The following is a 17754-nucleotide window of genomic DNA, read 5'->3' as shown; positions in this document are numbered from 1 at the left end:
TCGTGACACATTTGCTAGAAACGAAAAATCTTTGCGTATCTTTTGGCGAGCATCATGTTATTAAGGATGTGAATTTAACAGTACAAAAAGGAAAGCTCATTTCAATTATTGGACCAAATGGTGCAGGAAAGACAACGCTATTCAATTTACTAAGTGGACAAATTTCTCCAACAAAGGGTGAAGTATATTTTAAAGGACAAGAGATTACAAATTTATCAATTTCGGATCGTACTCGATTAGGAATTGGTCGTTCTTTTCAACTTACAAATATATTCCCAGAGTTAACGGTACTTGAAAATGTTCGTTTAAGTGTTCAATCATTTGTGCAAGATTACTATAGTTTTTTTCCGAGTTCGGCAAAATTTAAGCAACAAGTTGGAGAGGCGAGACGTTTCTTAAAAACAGTATTACTTCACGAGAAAGAACATGTATTAGCGAAAGATCTAGCGCATGGGGAAAAACGAAAGTTAGAGCTTGCGATGTTATTAGCTTTAAAAACGGATGTGTTACTACTTGATGAGCCGACGGCAGGTATATCAGTTGAGGAGGTACCGGCTATTTTACAAGTGATTGAAAATATTAAGAAACATCCAGAGAGTACAATTGTACTTATTGAACACAAAATGGATATGGTACTAGGCTTGTCAGACCATCTTATCGTTTTATTCCATGGAGAGTTATTGGCTGAAGGTTTGCCCGAAGAAATGATGAAAGATGAGCGTGTACAAAGTGCTTATTTAGGGGGATTATATAGTGGCACTATTACAAGTGAATAATATAGAGACGTATTTAGATCAGTTTCATATTTTACAAGGGGTATCTCTTACTGTTGAGAAAGGAACGATTACTGTACTGTTTGGAAGAAATGGGGCAGGGAAGACTACGACATTACGTTCGGTTATGGGATTTCACCATATCGCACATGGTGAAATTTATTATGATAGTACACAAGTAAATGGATTATCTACACATTTAATTTCAAGGAAAGGAATAGGGTATGTACCAGAAAATCAAGGTATTTTTCACGACCTGACAGTAGAAGAAACATTCGCTCTTGCTAGGGGGAAGGGAGAAGAAGCGGAAGAAAAAATAGACTGGATGCTTGAATTATTTCCAGATTTAAAGCAATTTTGGCACAAAAAAAGCGGACTCTTAAGCGGAGGGCAAAAGCAAATGCTAGCAATTTCAAGAGCATTTATTAATAGTGATGGTTTATTACTTATTGATGAGCCGAGTAAAGGCTTGTCGCCCATTATGATAGAAAAATTAATGATAGCCATTTTGAAAATGAAAGAGAAAACAACAGTTTTACTCGTTGAACAAAACTTTATGATGGCTAGTCAAATTGGTGATTACTTTTATATTATGGATAACGGAAGAATTGTTCATAACGGTTTTATGCATGAATTAAAAGAGGATAAGGAAATGTGTCACAAATATTTAGGAATCTCTTAACATGAATCCGGGGTGAGAAGGATGGATGTGTTAATCAATTTATTTGTAAATGGGATTTCAACAGGGATGCTCATTTTTTTATTAGCGTCAGGTCTTTCACTTATTTTCGGTTTAATGAGCGTTCTAAACTTCGCACATGGTGGGTTATTTGCATGGGGAGCTTTTACAGGTGTATGGATATTTAATACAACTGGAAGCTATTTACTCGCTTTAATTGGAGCAATTGCTATGGGGATGTTTCTTGGATTCATTTTAGAAAGATTCCTTATTAGACCGGTATATGGAAATCATGTTCGCCAGCTTCTTGTGACGCTTGGAGGAATGCTTGTACTTAGTGAATGTATTAAAGTATTTTGGGGGCCAAATCCAATTGGTGCTAAATTACCGTTATGGTTACAAGGTAGTTATACATTTGAAGGCGTTATATTAATTAAATATCGTCTATTCGTTATTTTAATTGGGATCATCATTTACATTGCCTTACTATTATTGCTCAAAAAAACAAAGATAGGTCTTATGATTCGCGCAGGTGTAATGGATAAAGAGATGGTTCAAGCGCTCGGTATTAATGTAAAAGCGATATTTTCTTTCGTCTTTTTATTAGGAGCAGGGATGGCGGCTTTGGGAGGCTTCTTATTAGCACCGTATTCAGGTGTTATTTTCGCCGAGATGGGTATGCAGTATGCGATTTTAGCTTTTATAGTAGTGATAATTGGAGGATTAGGAAGCGTACAAGGTTCAGCAATCGCTTCTTTAATTGTTGGATTAGCTGGTGCTTTTACAGCATATTTTATACCGGATTTATCACTTGCAATTAATATGTTAATGTTACTATTTTTCTTAATAGTGAAGCCAACGGGACTTGTTGGTGAAAAGGGGTGAAATGGTGAACAGCACATCGAATCGAATTAAAGTATACTTCGGAGTATTTATGCTCATTTGTTTAAGTGTATTTCCATTCGTAAATGATTCACGGAGCTTGTTAATTTTGTTCACTCAAATCTTCATCTTTGCTATTTTCGCTATGAGTTTTGATGTTCTCCTTGGATATACAGGTATTGTTTCATTCGGTCATTGTATGTTCTTTGGTATAGGGGCGTATGGGGTAGCACTTTTATTTGATCGACAAGGGGTGTCTATCACAAACTTTTTTATAGGAATAGCAACCGCAATTATTGTATCAGCCATCGTTAGTTATATAATCGGTTTGCTTTCTTTACGGCTGAAAAGTCATTTTTATGCAATGTTAACGCTCGCTATTTCCCAGCTGTTTTTTGTACTTGCTGAAAAATGGCGTTCACTGACTCATGGAGGAGATGGATTTACATTTCGTGTACCAGATATATTCCGTGATCGTTTTACATTTTATTATATAACATTTATATGTCTAATCAGTATTTTCATTTTGTTACGCCTTTTCACAAAATCTTCAATTGGGAAAGTGTTAAAGGCGATTTCACAAAATGAACAACGAGTTGAAGCACTTGGCTATAAAGTTCTTCATTATAAAATTATTGCTAGTGTTGTTGCAGGAGTAGTTGCAGCGATTAGCGGTGGTTTATTTGTCATCACATTACGCTTTGTTAATACAACTGTATTTTCAATTGAAATGACGTTAAATGCATTATTGATGACAATGATTGGGGGAGTTGGAACGTTAATCGGAGCTATTGCTGGAGCGGGGATTATTGAATCACTGAAATATTATTTATCAGAATTAGCTACAGAGTATCCGATTTTTGAAAGGTGGACGATTATTCTAGGTTTATTATACATTATCGTGTTATTGGTTTTTCCAAAAGGATTAGTTGGAACGGTTAAGAAGTTGAAGAATTTTAAAAGAAGTAAGAAGGAGAAGAGTACAGGGGTGGAACAGAACGTTTAAACTCTTTGGAATAAGGTTTTGGTAATAAGGAATAGCTCTATATAAGATAAAAAGGTTTTAGGTGAAGCTATATAATATGAAGTCCCTCCTTTAACTTATCTAAAGGAGGGTTTGCCATTTCTAGAAAAGAACTTGGGTGTATGGAATTCGTGAGATTGTTATTTTGTATAAAAGTCTATTGCGTTAATTAAATAGTTCAATTGATGCTAATTTATTATTTCTAATTGGAAAAATAGCTGGTTAAGATTTTTGGGATTAAATATGTATTTACTCTTTACTTGCTTTTTTATCACTTGAGTGGTAAAGTGATAGTAAGATCAACGCTAGGAAGTGATGAAACATGCGTGAAAATACGATAGGGTCGTTAATATGGTTACGCCTAATACGATTTACAAACCAAAGTAATCAAATGTCAAATGAGTTTTTAAAACGTTTTGATTTAACGACAGCTCAATTTGATGTGCTTTTGCAAATACGGACTTATCAGCCATTAACACAAATGGAGTTAGCAGAAAAGGTTACCGTTACACAAGGCGGTATTTCTCGAATGTTAACACGTCTTGAAAAAGAAGGATATATTATACGAAAACAAGATTGGAAAACGAAAACAATTAGTCTTACAGAGCAAGGGGAAGAGGTTTTAGAAAGAGCATTGCCAGAGCAACTTGCATTTCAATCATCATTTTTTGATGATGTATTAAATGAAGAAGAGCAGAAAATACTATACGAGTTGATGACAAAAGTTCATAAGCATAGTGAAAAAAAAGAATTACCGAATGAGTAATTTTTTTTACTCAATCAATTGACTAATCAAGTGATAAAGAGGAGGAAGTTTTATGTATACAATTCCAGGACATCACCACATTTCTATGGTGACTAAAAATGCGAAAACGAATAATAATTTTTATCGAGATGTTTTAGGATTACGCCGAGTGAAAAAGACAGTCAATCAAGATAATCCATTTATGTATCATTTGTTTTATGGCGATTTAACAGGGAGTGCCGGAACTGAATTATCATTTTTTGAAATGCCGAATGTAGGAAGAACAATCCGTGGCACAAATGCAATAACGCAAATAGGTTTGCTCGTACCTTCAATAGAAAGCCTTACATTTTGGAAGAAACGTTTTGAGTCGTTTCAAGTGGCGCATGGAGAAATTACAACTTACGCCAGCCGAGACGCACTGCACTTTGAAGATCCAGATGGCCTACGGTTAGTGCTACTAAATAATAACGGTGAAGAGGTGCCTGAATATTGGACTGCATGGGATGACTCTTCTGTAGAGCAGAATCATCGTATTTTAGGTATGGGAACAGTTGAAATGACAGTGCGCAGTTTAAATAAATTATCAAAAACATTAACAGGTTTGTTTGGTTACAAAGAAGTATCTCGTTCGGACGATGAGGGGATGTATCAATCTATTGCTGGTCAATCTTTTGGAGAAATTTTGGTGAAACAGCAAGAGGGAGAGAGTGAAAGACCTGGTAAAGGAAGTATTCATCATTTAGCTATTCGTGTAAAAAATGATGAAGAACTGAGTTACTGGAATGAAGCTGTGAAAGATAAAGGGTTCCAATCAACAGGGATTATTGATCGCTTTTATTTTAAAAGTTTATATTTCCGTGAGTCAAATGGAATTTTATTTGAGATTGCGACGGATGGACCAGGATTTACTGTAGATTCAGCAGTTGCTGAATTAGGAAAAGAGCTAGATTTACCACCATTTTTAGAAGAGAGAAGAAAAGAGATTGAGGAGAAATTAATTCAACTTGATTAAAAGGGAGAGAACAACTATGGAAAAATACCGTATTGATACAAGTAAAGGAATTGAATTTGGATTATATTCAATTGGAGATCACATTTTAAATCCGCATAATGGTTCGAAAATAAGTGCAGAAAAAAGAATTCATGAACTAATTGAAACAGCTAAGTTAGCAGATGAAGCTGGACTTGATGTGTTTGCTGTCGGTGAAAGTCATCAAGCGCATTTTACAACGCAAGCTCATACAGTTATTTTAGGAGCTATTGCACAAGCTACGAAAAACATTAAAATCGCGAGTTCTGCAACAGTATTAAGCACATCAGATCCGGTTCGTGTATATGAGGATTTTGCTACAATCGATTTAATTTCTAATGGTCGTGCGGAAATCGTTGCTGGTCGTGGATCCCGTATTGGGGGATATAGTTTACTGGGTTACGATGTAAATTATTATGAAGAACTATTTGAAGAGAAGATGGATCTTTTATTAAAAATAAATAAAGAAGAAAGTGTAACATGGAAAGGGCAGTTTAGAACGCCGCTTGAACATGCGACAATTATACCGAGAGCTAAAAATAACAATATGCCAATTTGGCGTGCTGTTGGAGGGCCACCTGCTAGTGCAATTAAAGCAGGACACGCAGGTGTACCAATGATGCTTACGACACTTGGTGGCCCAGCTATTAATTTTAAAGTTTCGGTGGATGCATATCGTGAAGCTGCTGAACAAAGTGGTTTTGATCCAGCAACATTACCGATTGCTACAACAAGTTTATTTTATACAGCAGAAAATTCACAAGATGCACTTAGTGAATATTATCCTCATATTCATGCTGGTATGCTTGCACTACGTGGTGGTGGGTATCCAAAACAACAATTTACTAATGCAGTAGATTATCGTGACGCGTTAATGATTGGTAGCCCGCAACAAATTATTGAAAAAATGCTTTACCAATATGAATTATTTGGACAGCAACGTTTTATGGCGCAGATTGATTTTGGCGGTGTACCATTTGATAAGATTGAGAAAAACATCGAATTAATTGCAACTGAAATTATGCCGGCTGTTAGAAAGCACATAGCAAAATAATTGAAGAATACCGGGAGTCTAGCTGACTCTCGGTATTTTTTATGTTAATTCAGTTTCAAAAAATGACGAAAAAATGAACTTTTAATCTAAAAAAAGGAAAGGATTTTTCTATTTGTGAATAACAATATTCTTAATTTGAATTTTGGAAATACATTTTTCTCTTGACAAAAATGCAGCGTATTTTCAGGTTTGATTCGAGGACATTTTTTTAAGGGGAAAGTCAAGCGCATGAAGAGAAAAATGTAATAATAATTGATATAAGAGTCCGTTGTATGTTTGAAAAACAAGTTTTTAAAATGTAAGAAATCTAATTCAAAAAAATTACAAAAGACATATTTCAGACAAAATCCTGTCAATAATACGTCAAAAATCACCTGAATTTATTATGTAAGTATATTATACAATTCGATTAACGAATAAAACACTACTGAAATAGTGAAAAGGTAAATCGTATGAAGAAAGTTCTTTTGTAATTATCTAAAAAACTGACAATCTATATTTTCAGAAAGTACATAAACGAATTTATCTTTTTGTATTTCCAAATGATTGAATTGTTCGTTATGAAGTGAATTCAATCGATATTACGATATAAAAAATTATGAAGGAAGTGAATTTAGCATGGAAACGCTCGAATTGGCACGAATACAATTTGCATCTACAACGATTTTTCATTACTTTTTCGTTCCGCTATCCATTGGTTTAGCTTTTATCATTGCGTTAATGCAAACGTTGTATGTGGTAAAGGGACAAGAAGTTTATAAGAAGATGACAAAGTTTTGGACACAAATATTCCTTGTTAACTTTGCAGTAGGTGTTGTAACAGGTATTTTACAAGAATTTCAGTTTGGTATGAACTGGTCAACATATTCACGTTTTGTTGGTGATGTTTTCGGACCGTCACTGGCAATTGAAGGTTTATTAGCATTTTTCATTGAGTCTACATTCCTAGGTTTATGGGTATTCGGTGAGGATAAACTTCCGAAGCGAGTTCACCTTTTATGTATTTGGCTCCTCTCAATAGGAACAATGTTATCAGCATTTTGGATTTTAACTGCAAGTGCATTTATGCAGTCCCCTGTAGGATATGAAATGGCTGCAGATGGACGTGCGCAGATGAATGATTTCTTAGCGATTATTCAAAATCCACAGTTATGGGTGCAATTCCCGCATACAATTACAGCGGCACTTGCAACAGGCGCATTCTTTATTGCTGGTGTTAGTGCATGGAAAATTGCAAAACAACAAGAGACTGAGGTGTTTAAGAAGTCTTTCCGAGTTTCTATCGTTGTTGGAACAATTACAACAGCTCTTGTATTATTTTTCGGTCATGCACAAGCTCAAAATTTAATTAAGACGCATCCGATGAAAATGGCGGCAGCTGAAGCGTTATGGAATACGAGTGAGGATCCAGCGCCATTTACAGTGTTTGCGAAAATTGATACAGAGAAGAAAGAAAATTCGTTTGAAATTCAAATTCCTTATATGTTAAGTCTATTGTCATATGATAAATTTAGCGGTCAAGTTGAAGGGATGAATCAAATTCAAAAACAATATGAAGAAAAATATGGACCTGGAGATTATATTCCGCCAGTACATATTATGTTCTGGAGTTTTAGAGCGATGGTAATGAGTGGAACATTTATGCTTCTTCTAGGAGCGTACGGCTGGTTCTTATCAAGAAAAGATCGTTTAGCTGAAAAAACTTGGTATTTAAAATTAATGGTATATGCAATTGCACTACCGTTTATCGGAAATACAGTAGGTTGGATTATGACTGAAATGGGACGTCAGCCTTGGGTTGTCTTTGGTGTTATGAAAACAGAAGATGCAGTATCTCCAAACGTTACATTTGGAGAAGTATTATTCTCCCTTGTTTCATTCACATCACTATATGTAATTATTGGAGGCATTACTGTTTACTTATTCGTTCGTATCATTAAAGGACATGCGAATAAGAAAGTGAAAAAGGATTATCAAAGCCATGATCCATTTGATAAGGAGGAAGAGTATGTTATCTCTTAATGAGTTATGGTTTCTAATTATTTCAACCTTATTCGTTGGATTCTTCGTACTTGAAGGTTTCGATTTTGGTGTAGGAATCGTTTCAAGGTTTTTAGGAAAGAACGATTTAGAAAAGCGTATATATTTAAATACAATTGGACCGTTTTGGCACGCAAATGAAGTATGGCTTGTTTGTGCTGGTGGTGCTATGTTTGCGGCATTTCCGCACTGGTATGCAACTTTATTTAGTGGGTTCTATATTCCGTTTGTGTTTATGCTTCTTGCATTAATTATAAGAGGTGTTTCCTTTAAATTCCGTGCGAAAATAGAAAATCATAAATGGAAGAGTTTCTGGGATTGGGGCATGTTTATTGGAAGTTTGCTACCTCCCGTACTTTGGGGAGTTGCAATTGCAAACTTCATGGTAGGTGTACCAATTGATGAAAGTAAAAATATGGTAGGCGGATTCATGAAATTACTTCACCCATTTGCGTTACTTGGAGGAGTTATGTTTCTTCTTCTATGTATTGTTCATGGTTTGCAATTTCTTACTATACGTACAACAGGAACATTACGAGAACGCGCACGTATTGCCGCAACAAAGATTGCACCTTTTGCATTAATAACACTTCTTGTTTTTGCAGGTGTAGGGTTATGGAAAACAGATATTTTCACCGCACATGGTTCAGAGTGGCTAATGGTTCCGATCGGAGCTTTTGTAGCGCTATTTGTTTCTACTTTATTAAATAAAAGAAGAAGAGATGGTTGGGCTTTCTTTATGACGAGTTTAACAATCATTTTGCTAAGTGCAAGTGTGTTCATTGGTATGTTCCCGCGTGTCATGATTAGCTCATTAGGAGCGGTGAATGATTTGACAATTTATAATGCGGCATCAGGACCTTATGCATTAAAACTGATGAGCTATTTTTCTCTTGCTATTTTACCGTTTGTTATCGGTAGTCAAATATGGAGTTTCTATGTATTTAGACAACCTGTTAAGTCGGACAAAGATTTGGAGTACTAATGAAAAGAAAAAGAGGACTTCCGTCGTATCCTGGTAGCCGAGTTTTATATGTAACGTTAACCTTTATTAGCATTTTAGAGGCGTGTAGTATTATTGCACAGACAGTGTTTTTAGCACGAGCAATTACATTTTTATTTCATGGAGAAACAGTGCAAGCTGTGCTAAATGAAACTGTTTATTTTGGGATTACGTTTGTAGTACGCCAAATGTTGGTGCGAACATCGCAAATATTGGTTGAGCGTTTCGCTGAAAAAACAGGATTCGCATTACGTAAACAACTAATAGAAGCATATTTTACATTAGGGCCGAGATTTGTCCAAACGAATGGAACTGGTCATTTGGTTACTTTATCGATTGAAGGCATAGAGAAATTCAAAACATATATTGAATTGACAATTCCTAAAATGATTAGAAGTAGTATCGTACCAGGACTAATTGTTCTATATGTTTTTACACTGGACATTAAGTCAGGAATCATTTTAGTTGTAACGATTCCTATTGTGATTATATTTATGATCCTTTTAGGATTAGCAGCGCAGAAAATGGCGGATAGCCAATATGAAATATATCGTGTACTTTCTAATCATTTTGTAGATACATTAAAAGGGTTAGAAACATTAAAGTATTTAGGGAAAAGTAAACAGCATGAAGGAAAGATTGAAAAAGTAAGTAAACGATATAGAAAAGCAACGATGCGTACTTTGCGAGTTGCTTTTCTTTCTTCTTTTGCATTAGATTTCTTTACGAGTTTATCAATTGCATTTGTAGCAGTCGGATTAGGGATACGGTTAATAGATGGAACGATAATACTATTGCCAGCACTTACGATTTTAATTTTAGCTCCGGAATATTTTCTGCCGATAAAACAAGTTGGAGCGAATTATCATGCTACATTAGATGGACAACTTGCGATAGAGCAAATAGAAGAGATTTTACAGAAACAAAAAGGAATAGAAATGAAAGATTCAAATGTAGATATAGTATGGAACGCCTCTAGTAGCTTAAAATTACAAGATGTAAAAGTAAATAATGATGAATCTGAAAAGGCTATATTAGAGGGAATTGATTTTACTTGGCAAGGTAACGGTGCTATAGGCGTTATTGGTGAAAGTGGAGCAGGGAAATCAACGTTAATCGATGTATTAGCAGGATTTTTATCTCCTTCGGCTGGGAAGATGTTAGTAAATGGTGTTGAAATTGACGGATCTACTCGTGAAGATTGGCAAAAGAATATTGCTTATATTCCGCAGCAACCATATATTTTTCCGCTTTCATTAAAAGATAATATTTGTTTCTATGAAACAAATACAACTGATGAAGAAGTTGAGAGAGTTATTAATGAAGTAGGTCTTCGTTCGCTCGTTGCATCATTATCAAATGGGATGTATGAAATAATTGGAGAAGGTGGACGTATGCTTAGCGGCGGACAAGAACAACGTGTCGCTATGGCACGTGCACTTTTAAGTAAAAAGCCAATCATTTTATTAGATGAACCTACAGCACATCTTGATATTGAAACTGAATTTGAAATAAAGCAATCGATGTTACGTCTGTTTGAAGGTAAGTTAGTGTTTCTTGCAACACATCGTCTACATTGGATGAAGCAAATGGATCATATTCTTATTTTAAATAAAGGGAAAATTATAGAAAGCGGAACATATGAAGAACTTTTAACGAATGAGACATTACATTTTCATAGCGAAGAGAGGGGAGAGCGATGAGTAACTGGATTAAGCCTTATATACAGCAAAATAAAGGTAGAATGACTTTGACTATTTTCCTTGGGCTTCTTGGAGTTAGTTCGGGTGCAATGTTACTTTTTATTTCAGGTTATTTAATTTCTAAATCTGCTCTCAGACCAGAAAATGTAATGGCTGTATATGTTCCTATTGTTGCAACACGTGCGTTTAGTATAGGGCAAGCGGTATTTCATTATTTAGAGCGTTTAGTTGGACACGATGTCGTACTACGCATATTAGAAAAGATGAGAACGAAACTATATAGAATAGTAGAACCACAGGCGTTATTTTTCCGTTCACGATTTCAAACGGGCGATATGTTAGGCGTATTATCCGAAGATATAGAGCATTTGCAAAACCTATATTTACGTACAATATTTCCTAGCATATTAGCATTAGTTGTATATAGCATATTTGTGGTTGTTATTGGTGCATTTGACGTAGTGTTTGCACTCATTGCAGGCTGTATGTTAGCTATTATCGTTTTTCTTCTTCCGTTTGTATCACTGCTTTTAATGAAACAACATCATATCGCTTTGAAGCAAGGAAGAAATCGTTTGTATCAACAATTGACAGATGCAGTATTTGGGTTATCTGATTGGCAGGCGAGTGGTAGAAAAAATGAATTTATTAATGCGTATGTAGAGCAAAATGATCAATTGTTAAAAACAGAGAAGAGATTGAAACGCTGGTATCATATTCGAGACAGTCTCATTCATTTAGTAGTAGGGATTGTAGTTATTTCAATGATTATATGGACTGGGAATGAAGCGGCAAGTGAACAAATTGCACCTACAGTTATCGCGGCCTTCGTATTAATGACTTTATCTGTAACGAATGCGCTTATTCCTATTTCAGATGCCATCGATCGAATCCCATCGTATGTAGAATCTGCTCATCGTCTTAATGGTGTAGAAAGTGATAGTGTTTTACATGATGAAATGGATTTACATGGAGCTAAGGATTACGTTGCACCAAAACATGTAGATATTGAACTGAATCATATATCGTATAGTTACCCGGATAGTAACGAGACCGTATTGAAAGATATATCGTTACAAATAAAAGCAGGAAAGAAAATTGCTATTTTAGGTAGAAGTGGGACAGGGAAATCTACTTTACTAAAATTGTTAACAGGGGCGTTAAGTCCGGTAAATGGCCAAGTTTTATTGAATGGTGAACAAGCGCATACGAATCTTTTATCCGAATATATTTCTGTATTAAATCAAAAACCGCATTTGTTCGATACGTCAATTGGAAATAATGTGCGAATCGGTAAACCAGAGGCTAATGATGAAGAGATATGGAAAGCTTTAGAGAAAGCACAGCTAGCTTCACATATTGCATCTCTTCCTGATGGATTACGAACAAAAATGCATGAAATGGGAAAGAGGTTTTCTGGTGGAGAAAGGCAAAGGGTAGCATTTGCAAGAACTCTTATGCAAGAAACACCGATTATTGTACTTGATGAACCGACTATCGGTTTAGATCCTAAAACGGAATTAGCCTTAATAGAAACAATGTTTTCTGCAACAGAAGAAAAGACTGTTCTCTGGATTACACATCACCTTGTAGGAATTGAACATGTAGATGAAGTTATTTTCCTTGATAGTGGTCAAATCGCTATACAAGGTAGCCATGAACAGTTACTGAAAGAAAATGAGAAATATCGTAGCCTTTATGAGCTCGATAAAGTGAAACTTTAAAATGAAAAAACACAAATTCTTGACAGTTCAAGGTTTGTGTTTTTTTATATTTGTGGTCAAATCATATAGGACGTATAAGCTAGTTGAACATGGAATGGTTATATATTGTTAGAAAGGGTGTTTAAAACCTAGCCTTTCAAGGCAATACTGAGCCATAGTGAAAGGATTGTTGGAAGGCGTGATTATATGTTTGAAGAGGATGGCATTGTGTTAATTATGGAGCCTGCTGATGAACGGAATATAAGGAAATTTATTTTTACTGTACCGAAGTCAGTTTATGAAAAAAAGGGGATTATATTACATTACGGAACACCTTTAGGCCAAGGGTATACGGACATTATAGAAGATATTATTAGTGTACATATAGAAATAGATATTGTAACGATCATAGGACATGTAAGAGTATAAAGAGAAACTTTAATTAGTGGGAGTTATACGTACCTCGAAAACAGATGTACTTAAAATAAGTATGTCTGTTTTTATATTTAAATGAAGATAGTTTCGAGGTGAAAATGAATAAATGTATGATAAATTGTTCGAAGTACATGTTGAACAGGATAATAATGATTTCTCTAGAATGTATTAGAGGAAGATTAAATAATAGGATATGATGTGATAAGGTGTATAAGAAGAAAATAAAGTGTTTATAAATGAATAAAAGTATGATAATTATTTAGGAGGTCAAAATGAAGTTTACAAAAACAATGCTACTTTCAATTGTAGTTTCAATTGGTTTGATGGGATGTTCGCTAGTAGAGGAAGGGAAGAACTCTATAGATTATGCTCAAAAAGCGACAGACTATGTAAATGAAATAAGTGCATTTGCAAATGAAGCACCAGCATTAGCTGAAAAGGCTGTTAATGATGGAGAAGCTCGAAAAGAACTAGAAACGAAACTTACTGAAATTAAACAAGATATACCAGCTTTTAATGAATTAACACCACCGGATGTAGCGAAGGATCTTCACCAGCAAATCGTCGGATATAATGAAAAGTTAAATACATTAATTGATACATCTATGAAAAAGATAGAGGAAGGAAAAATGAATGTAGAGCAGTTTAAAGACTCTGAGCTTATGCAGACGATAGAACAAGTTCGTGATTTGAAAGATAAAGTTCAAAACTTAGGGCAATAATAAAAAGATCCGTTTATCATAAACGGATCTTTTTATTATTGTATACAATAGACGATTACACCAATAACAATAATAATGTTACCAATGACTTTTCGTTTCGTTATTCTCTCCCCTAGGAAGTACCAACCGAAAATTAAAATTATGATATAACTTAATGATTCTAATGCAGATGCTTGCTTTAATGCCAAGCCCTTTAAGGCGATCACATTTAATCCGGCATTAATTACAAATAAAAAGTAGCCGATGATAACATAAGGATTCACATATTCTTTTATTCTAGAATCGTATTGTTGTAAAGTAGCCTTTTTTAATAATATTTGTGAGTAATTGGCTAAAATTATCCCGAAAATAAATAATAACATATAACTATTCATCTTTTGTCACCACCACAATCCCGACGATAATAATAGCTGCACCAAGTATGTGATTCCAATGTATCTTATCTCCGAATAGGAATACTGACCATAGCATTGACCACAGTATTATAATTCCGCGGTGTGAATATGCTCTAGAAATTTCAAAATTCTTAATGACTTGTTGCCATAGAATTGCATACCCGAATAAAAGTACAACAAGTCCGAAGTAAGCAATAAAAAATGAAATTGATGCAATAGGGAATTGAGATGCCCATTTCATGTAAACCATAATGATAGAATATATCAAGAAGGCCACATGTAAAAATACATAGTTTTTAATAGTTGGTTTCATATATTCACTCTCTTTTACATTTATATACACGCATGTAAACTCGATGTATATAATCAATAGCTTCTTATTATGTAGAAGGCATATTGAAATGATTTTTGTTTATTCCTTCACATTCCAAAATATATAGTATCATGTCTTTTAATGTAAAACAATAGAAGGCCATACGTAGCTATAGAGTTGAAATGGAGGTAGTAGAGTTAGATTTTCCACTGTTCTATAATTTGTATCGTTTTATTTGTTGCATCCATCTTTACTTGAATACCTAACGGTAAAGTAATCATTGGATGAGTATGACAACAATCAAAATCGGCTAGAAAAGGAATTTTTTGATCTTGTAATACTTCTAATAGTATTTCGTAAGGTTTTCGATTTGTACCACAATCATTGAATTGCTCATGTTTTCCAAGGATGATACCTGAAACTTTATCAAAAACGCCGTTAATTTTAAGTAATGAAAAACTTCTTTCGATAGTAGATGCATCTTTTGAGCTATCTTCAATAAAGAGAATGTCACCTTCTTGAATATGTGGCATATAGGGGCTACCAAAAATACCTTGTATAGTGTTTAAATTCCCACCAATAATACGTCCAGTAGCTTTTCCACCAATTACTGAAATCCAATTGTTCGGTCGAAGTTCTTTTTCTTTCGTTTTTTCTTCCCAATTAATAAATTCATCTGACCAAAATAACGGCTGATTTATGTTGTAAGGAAGGTGTTGATCAGTTAATACAGTATCCGCAAAATATTTGTACGTGCAATCTACGAAAGGCTCAAATTCACCAAAAGAAGGAACGAGTGCTGGACCGTAAAATGTAGGAATTCCTGTTTTTGCATAAATCCCTAGTAATAACGCTGTTGCATCTGAATAGCCAATCATTATTTTTGGTTTCTTTTGAAAAGAATCATAGTCAATATAAGGTAATAATGAATTTGAATTCATTCCCCCAATTGTTGCCATGATACAAGAAACGTTAGGGTTTCTAATCAAGTCATTTAGTTCCTCTGTACGATCTTTAATGCTTCCTGAACGATAATAATCATATTGACCTGTTAGTGAGCCTTCTAATATACGAAATCCTTTCTTTTTTAAGTATAATTTTGCTCGTTCAAATCTCTTTGGAGAAGTATAGGTTACTGGTGAAGAGGGAGAGTAGATGCCAATTGTATCGCCATATTTTAATGCTTTTGGAAGTATCATTTGTATAAATCCTTTCTATTATATGGTGTTTTCGAACTTATTATTATTGAATATTCTTATATTTCGTTATTTTTAGTGTAACACATATAAAAAAGAGAAAGGGATTGAAATAATAATTGTTGTAGATGAATAAATATGCTTTTTACCTTGACGATATAAAGTAATTGTTGTTATGGTTAAACATGAGTGTATAAAAGGTTTGCTAAAGGAGTTTTAGAATGAAGCGGTTAAAATGGGGAGGATTAACAATCCTATTAGTAGTAATTCTGGGTATATGTTGGTTCTTTTTCCAAGGAGTTCAAAAGAGTGAAACAAATGTAGATACTCAGCCTTTACAAGTGGCAGAGCTACCTAAAACAGGGCTATCTGAAAAAGTAGTTCCACCAAAATATATACCACCAGAAATTGATGCAAAAGCAGCTATTATTATCGATGCGAGTAATGGAGAAGTTATTTATCAAAATAATGAAAATGAAGCTGTTGCCCCTGCTAGTATGTCAAAAATGATGACAGCATATCTCGTTTTAGAGAGTATACATAATGGAAAAGTCCACTGGGAAGATCCAGTGAAAATAAGTGCAAAGTCGGCACAAACAGAGGGTGCAAAAATCCCGATGCAAGCAAATGATACATTAACTGTTAAGGACTTATATCATGCGTTAATGATTGAATCGGCTAATAATTCGGCTGTCGCTTTAGCGGAACATGTAGCTAAGACAGAAAAAAACTTTGTTCAACTTATGAATGAAAAAGCAAAGCAGTTAGAAATGTCAGATAAAGCTAAATTTGCGAATGCTTCCGGATTGCAGGAGCCCGACGGAAGTGAAACAAAAATGACAGCAGCTGACGTAGCAAAATTAGCGTATCATCTTATAAAAGACTATCCAGAGATATTAGAAGTGACTCACTTACGTCAAAGTCAGTTAGCATTTAATAATGTTAATGTTACAAGCACAAATGAGATGTTAAACAAAAATAATAAAGCTTTATATATAGAAGGAATAGACGGATTAAAAACAGGATTTACAGATAGCGCAGGGTATTGTTTTACAGGTACTGCAAAACAAGGTGATAATCGCATTATTACAGTTGTTATGGGGACAAAAAGTAAAACAAAACGTTTTACAGAAACAAATAAATTAATGTCCTATGCATTTCAATTGCTTAATTAGGTGAAGAAAGAAGTAAATTAGATTTTTATAAAAATAAAGCAGACAGTTTATTGAACCTTGATGTTGGTGACAATAGACTGTCTGCTTTATTCTTTGACGTATTGGGAGTAAAAACTTAAGTGATATCATTTGAGTTTGTTATTGTTTGTTGATATTATTAAGTTAAGAACTTATTATTAATAAGTTTAGGGGCATTATATGCTTCATACATATGATATTGCCTCAAATAAAAATTGGAGGGAATTTTGATGGCAAAAGATTTTTACTCAGCAATTGAAGACAGAAGATCTATTTACGCAATTAGTAAAGAGCAAGTAGTTTCTGATGAAAGAATTCAAGAAGTGATTTATCATGCTGTGAAACATACACCTTCGGCTTTTAATTCTCAAAGTGCAAGAGTTGTTGTATTACTAGGTGAACAACACGACAAATTATGGGATGTTACGAAAGAAACGTTACGAAAAATTGTACCTGAAAATAATTTTGCACCTACGGAAGAGAAAATGAATGCATTTAGAAGTGGCTATGGGACAGTTTTGTATTTTGAAGATAGTAAAGTAGTAGAAAGTTTGCAAGAGAACTTTGCACTATACAAAGATAATTTTCCTACATGGTCGCAGCAATCTTCTGGAATGTTACAATTTGCGATTTGGACAGCGTTAGAGATTGAAGGTTTTGGTGCTACATTGCAGCATTATAATCCGTTGATTGATGAAAAAGTAAGAAAAGAATGGGATGTACCTGAAAACTGGAAGTTAACTGCGCAAATGCCATTTGGTAAACCGGTAGTTTCGGCAGGAGATAAAGAATATCAGCCATTAGAAACTCGTGTGAAAATTTACAAATAAAATAAAAAATAAAAGGTGAACAGAGATATAA

General features: G+C 34.4%; 18 protein-coding genes. 15 read left to right on the top strand and 3 right to left on the bottom strand.

What is annotated here, in order from left to right; all coding sequences use genetic code 11:
• The first annotated feature begins 2 nt into the window (after nucleotides 1-2).
• From Q3V31_RS01775 to Q3V31_RS01715, 13 genes are all read left to right on the top strand, one after another.
• Nucleotides 3-776 carry an ABC transporter ATP-binding protein gene (locus Q3V31_RS01775; protein ID WP_000149306.1) on the top strand — a complete coding sequence of 258 codons (774 nt, stop codon included), beginning with the start codon at nucleotides 3-5 and terminating at the stop codon, nucleotides 774-776.
• Nucleotides 754-1455, top strand: coding sequence for a branched-chain amino acid ABC transporter ATP-binding protein (locus Q3V31_RS01770; protein WP_001196706.1), 702 nt, complete (start codon nucleotides 754-756; stop codon nucleotides 1453-1455). The genes Q3V31_RS01775 and Q3V31_RS01770 overlap by 23 nt, the downstream gene beginning before the upstream one ends.
• A 21-nt stretch (nucleotides 1456-1476) precedes the next feature.
• Nucleotides 1477-2337 carry a branched-chain amino acid ABC transporter permease gene (locus Q3V31_RS01765; RefSeq protein ID WP_000382784.1) on the top strand — a complete coding sequence of 287 codons (861 nt, stop codon included), beginning with the start codon at nucleotides 1477-1479 and terminating at the stop codon, nucleotides 2335-2337.
• Between the two features lie 49 nt (nucleotides 2338-2386).
• The gene (locus Q3V31_RS01760) at nucleotides 2387-3340 is read left to right on the top strand and encodes a branched-chain amino acid ABC transporter permease (protein ID WP_329763055.1); all 954 of its coding nucleotides are present in this window, start codon (nucleotides 2387-2389) and stop codon (nucleotides 3338-3340) included.
• A gap of 340 nt (nucleotides 3341-3680) precedes the next feature.
• Entirely contained in the window at nucleotides 3681-4124 is a 444-nt protein-coding gene (locus tag Q3V31_RS01755) for a MarR family winged helix-turn-helix transcriptional regulator (RefSeq protein WP_001208968.1), read from the top strand.
• Nucleotides 4125-4176: 52 nt separating this feature from the next.
• Nucleotides 4177-5118, top strand: coding sequence for a ring-cleaving dioxygenase (locus Q3V31_RS01750; protein ID WP_097871866.1), 942 nt, complete (start codon nucleotides 4177-4179; stop codon nucleotides 5116-5118).
• Nucleotides 5119-5134: 16 nt separating this feature from the next.
• The gene (locus Q3V31_RS01745) at nucleotides 5135-6190 is read left to right on the top strand and encodes an LLM class flavin-dependent oxidoreductase (protein ID WP_000417555.1); all 1056 of its coding nucleotides are present in this window, start codon (nucleotides 5135-5137) and stop codon (nucleotides 6188-6190) included.
• 618 nt (nucleotides 6191-6808) lie between these two features.
• Entirely contained in the window at nucleotides 6809-8212 is a 1404-nt protein-coding gene (cydA, locus tag Q3V31_RS01740) for a cytochrome ubiquinol oxidase subunit I (protein ID WP_000448895.1), read from the top strand.
• Nucleotides 8199-9215 (top strand): cytochrome d ubiquinol oxidase subunit II, encoded by a 1017-nt coding sequence (cydB, locus tag Q3V31_RS01735; RefSeq protein ID WP_090813162.1) that lies wholly within the window; start codon nucleotides 8199-8201, stop codon nucleotides 9213-9215. Before cydA ends, cydB begins: the two co-directional genes overlap by 14 nt.
• Nucleotides 9215-10936, top strand: coding sequence for a thiol reductant ABC exporter subunit CydD (gene cydD, locus Q3V31_RS01730; protein WP_329761863.1), 1722 nt, complete (start codon nucleotides 9215-9217; stop codon nucleotides 10934-10936). The genes cydB and cydD overlap by 1 nt, the downstream gene beginning before the upstream one ends.
• On the top strand, nucleotides 10933-12660 hold the full coding sequence (cydC, locus tag Q3V31_RS01725; RefSeq protein ID WP_090813164.1) for a thiol reductant ABC exporter subunit CydC: 1728 nt from the start codon (nucleotides 10933-10935) through the stop codon (nucleotides 12658-12660). The genes cydD and cydC overlap by 4 nt, the downstream gene beginning before the upstream one ends.
• Nucleotides 12661-12846: 186 nt before the next feature.
• Entirely contained in the window at nucleotides 12847-13068 is a 222-nt protein-coding gene (locus Q3V31_RS01720) for a hypothetical protein (protein WP_000461287.1), read from the top strand.
• Nucleotides 13069-13346: 278 nt separating this feature from the next.
• Nucleotides 13347-13796, top strand: a complete 450-nt coding sequence (locus Q3V31_RS01715) for a DUF6376 family protein (protein WP_090813165.1) — start codon at nucleotides 13347-13349, stop codon at nucleotides 13794-13796.
• 35 nt (nucleotides 13797-13831) lie between these two features.
• Here Q3V31_RS01715 and Q3V31_RS01710 read toward each other — a convergent pair whose 3' ends face one another.
• The 3 genes from Q3V31_RS01710 to Q3V31_RS01700 form a co-directional block, all read right to left on the bottom strand.
• Nucleotides 13832-14170, bottom strand: coding sequence for an EamA family transporter (locus Q3V31_RS01710; RefSeq protein ID WP_090813166.1), 339 nt, complete (start codon nucleotides 14168-14170; stop codon nucleotides 13832-13834).
• Nucleotides 14163-14504, bottom strand: a complete 342-nt coding sequence (locus Q3V31_RS01705; RefSeq protein WP_000805131.1) for an EamA family transporter — start codon at nucleotides 14502-14504, stop codon at nucleotides 14163-14165. The genes Q3V31_RS01710 and Q3V31_RS01705 overlap by 8 nt, the downstream gene beginning before the upstream one ends.
• A 197-nt stretch (nucleotides 14505-14701) precedes the next feature.
• Complete coding sequence (locus Q3V31_RS01700; RefSeq protein ID WP_090813167.1) at nucleotides 14702-15703, bottom strand: S66 family peptidase; 1002 nt, start codon at nucleotides 15701-15703, stop codon at nucleotides 14702-14704.
• 218 nt (nucleotides 15704-15921) lie between these two features.
• On the opposite strand from Q3V31_RS01700, the gene Q3V31_RS01695 reads away from it, so the two are divergent.
• The gene (locus tag Q3V31_RS01695; RefSeq protein WP_016129175.1) at nucleotides 15922-16875 is read left to right on the top strand and encodes a D-alanyl-D-alanine carboxypeptidase family protein; all 954 of its coding nucleotides are present in this window, start codon (nucleotides 15922-15924) and stop codon (nucleotides 16873-16875) included.
• 248 nt (nucleotides 16876-17123) lie between these two features.
• Nucleotides 17124-17723: a nitroreductase family protein gene (locus Q3V31_RS01690; protein ID WP_001029951.1), complete on the top strand. Its 600-nt coding sequence runs from the start codon at nucleotides 17124-17126 to the stop codon at nucleotides 17721-17723.
• Nucleotides 17724-17754: the final 31 nt, after the last annotated feature.

This window comes from Bacillus nitratireducens (genome assembly GCF_036320425.1).
GTDB classification, from domain to species: domain Bacteria; phylum Bacillota; class Bacilli; order Bacillales; family Bacillaceae_G; genus Bacillus_A; species Bacillus_A nitratireducens.
This window is presented reverse-complemented; position numbering and strand designations above follow the sequence as displayed.

Coding starts and splice junctions, on each gene's coding strand:
- Q3V31_RS01765 (WP_000382784.1), top strand. CDS start 1,477: ATGGATGTGTTAATCAATTTATTTGTAAATGGGATTTCAACAGGGATG.
- Q3V31_RS01760 (WP_329763055.1), top strand. CDS start 2,387: ATGCTCATTTGTTTAAGTGTATTTCCATTCGTAAATGATTCACGGAGC.
- Q3V31_RS01755 (WP_001208968.1), top strand. CDS start 3,681: ATGCGTGAAAATACGATAGGGTCGTTAATATGGTTACGCCTAATACGA.
- Q3V31_RS01750 (WP_097871866.1), top strand. CDS start 4,177: ATGTATACAATTCCAGGACATCACCACATTTCTATGGTGACTAAAAAT.
- Q3V31_RS01745 (WP_000417555.1), top strand. CDS start 5,135: ATGGAAAAATACCGTATTGATACAAGTAAAGGAATTGAATTTGGATTA.
- cydA (WP_000448895.1), top strand. CDS start 6,809: ATGGAAACGCTCGAATTGGCACGAATACAATTTGCATCTACAACGATT.
- cydB (WP_090813162.1), top strand. CDS start 8,199: ATGTTATCTCTTAATGAGTTATGGTTTCTAATTATTTCAACCTTATTC.
- cydD (WP_329761863.1), top strand. CDS start 9,215: ATGAAAAGAAAAAGAGGACTTCCGTCGTATCCTGGTAGCCGAGTTTTA.
- cydC (WP_090813164.1), top strand. CDS start 10,933: ATGAGTAACTGGATTAAGCCTTATATACAGCAAAATAAAGGTAGAATG.
- Q3V31_RS01720 (WP_000461287.1), top strand. CDS start 12,847: ATGTTTGAAGAGGATGGCATTGTGTTAATTATGGAGCCTGCTGATGAA.
- Q3V31_RS01715 (WP_090813165.1), top strand. CDS start 13,347: ATGAAGTTTACAAAAACAATGCTACTTTCAATTGTAGTTTCAATTGGT.
- Q3V31_RS01710 (WP_090813166.1), bottom strand. CDS start 14,170: ATGAATAGTTATATGTTATTATTTATTTTCGGGATAATTTTAGCCAAT.
- Q3V31_RS01705 (WP_000805131.1), bottom strand. CDS start 14,504: ATGAAACCAACTATTAAAAACTATGTATTTTTACATGTGGCCTTCTTG.
- Q3V31_RS01700 (WP_090813167.1), bottom strand. CDS start 15,703: ATGATACTTCCAAAAGCATTAAAATATGGCGATACAATTGGCATCTAC.
- Q3V31_RS01695 (WP_016129175.1), top strand. CDS start 15,922: ATGAAGCGGTTAAAATGGGGAGGATTAACAATCCTATTAGTAGTAATT.
- Q3V31_RS01690 (WP_001029951.1), top strand. CDS start 17,124: ATGGCAAAAGATTTTTACTCAGCAATTGAAGACAGAAGATCTATTTAC.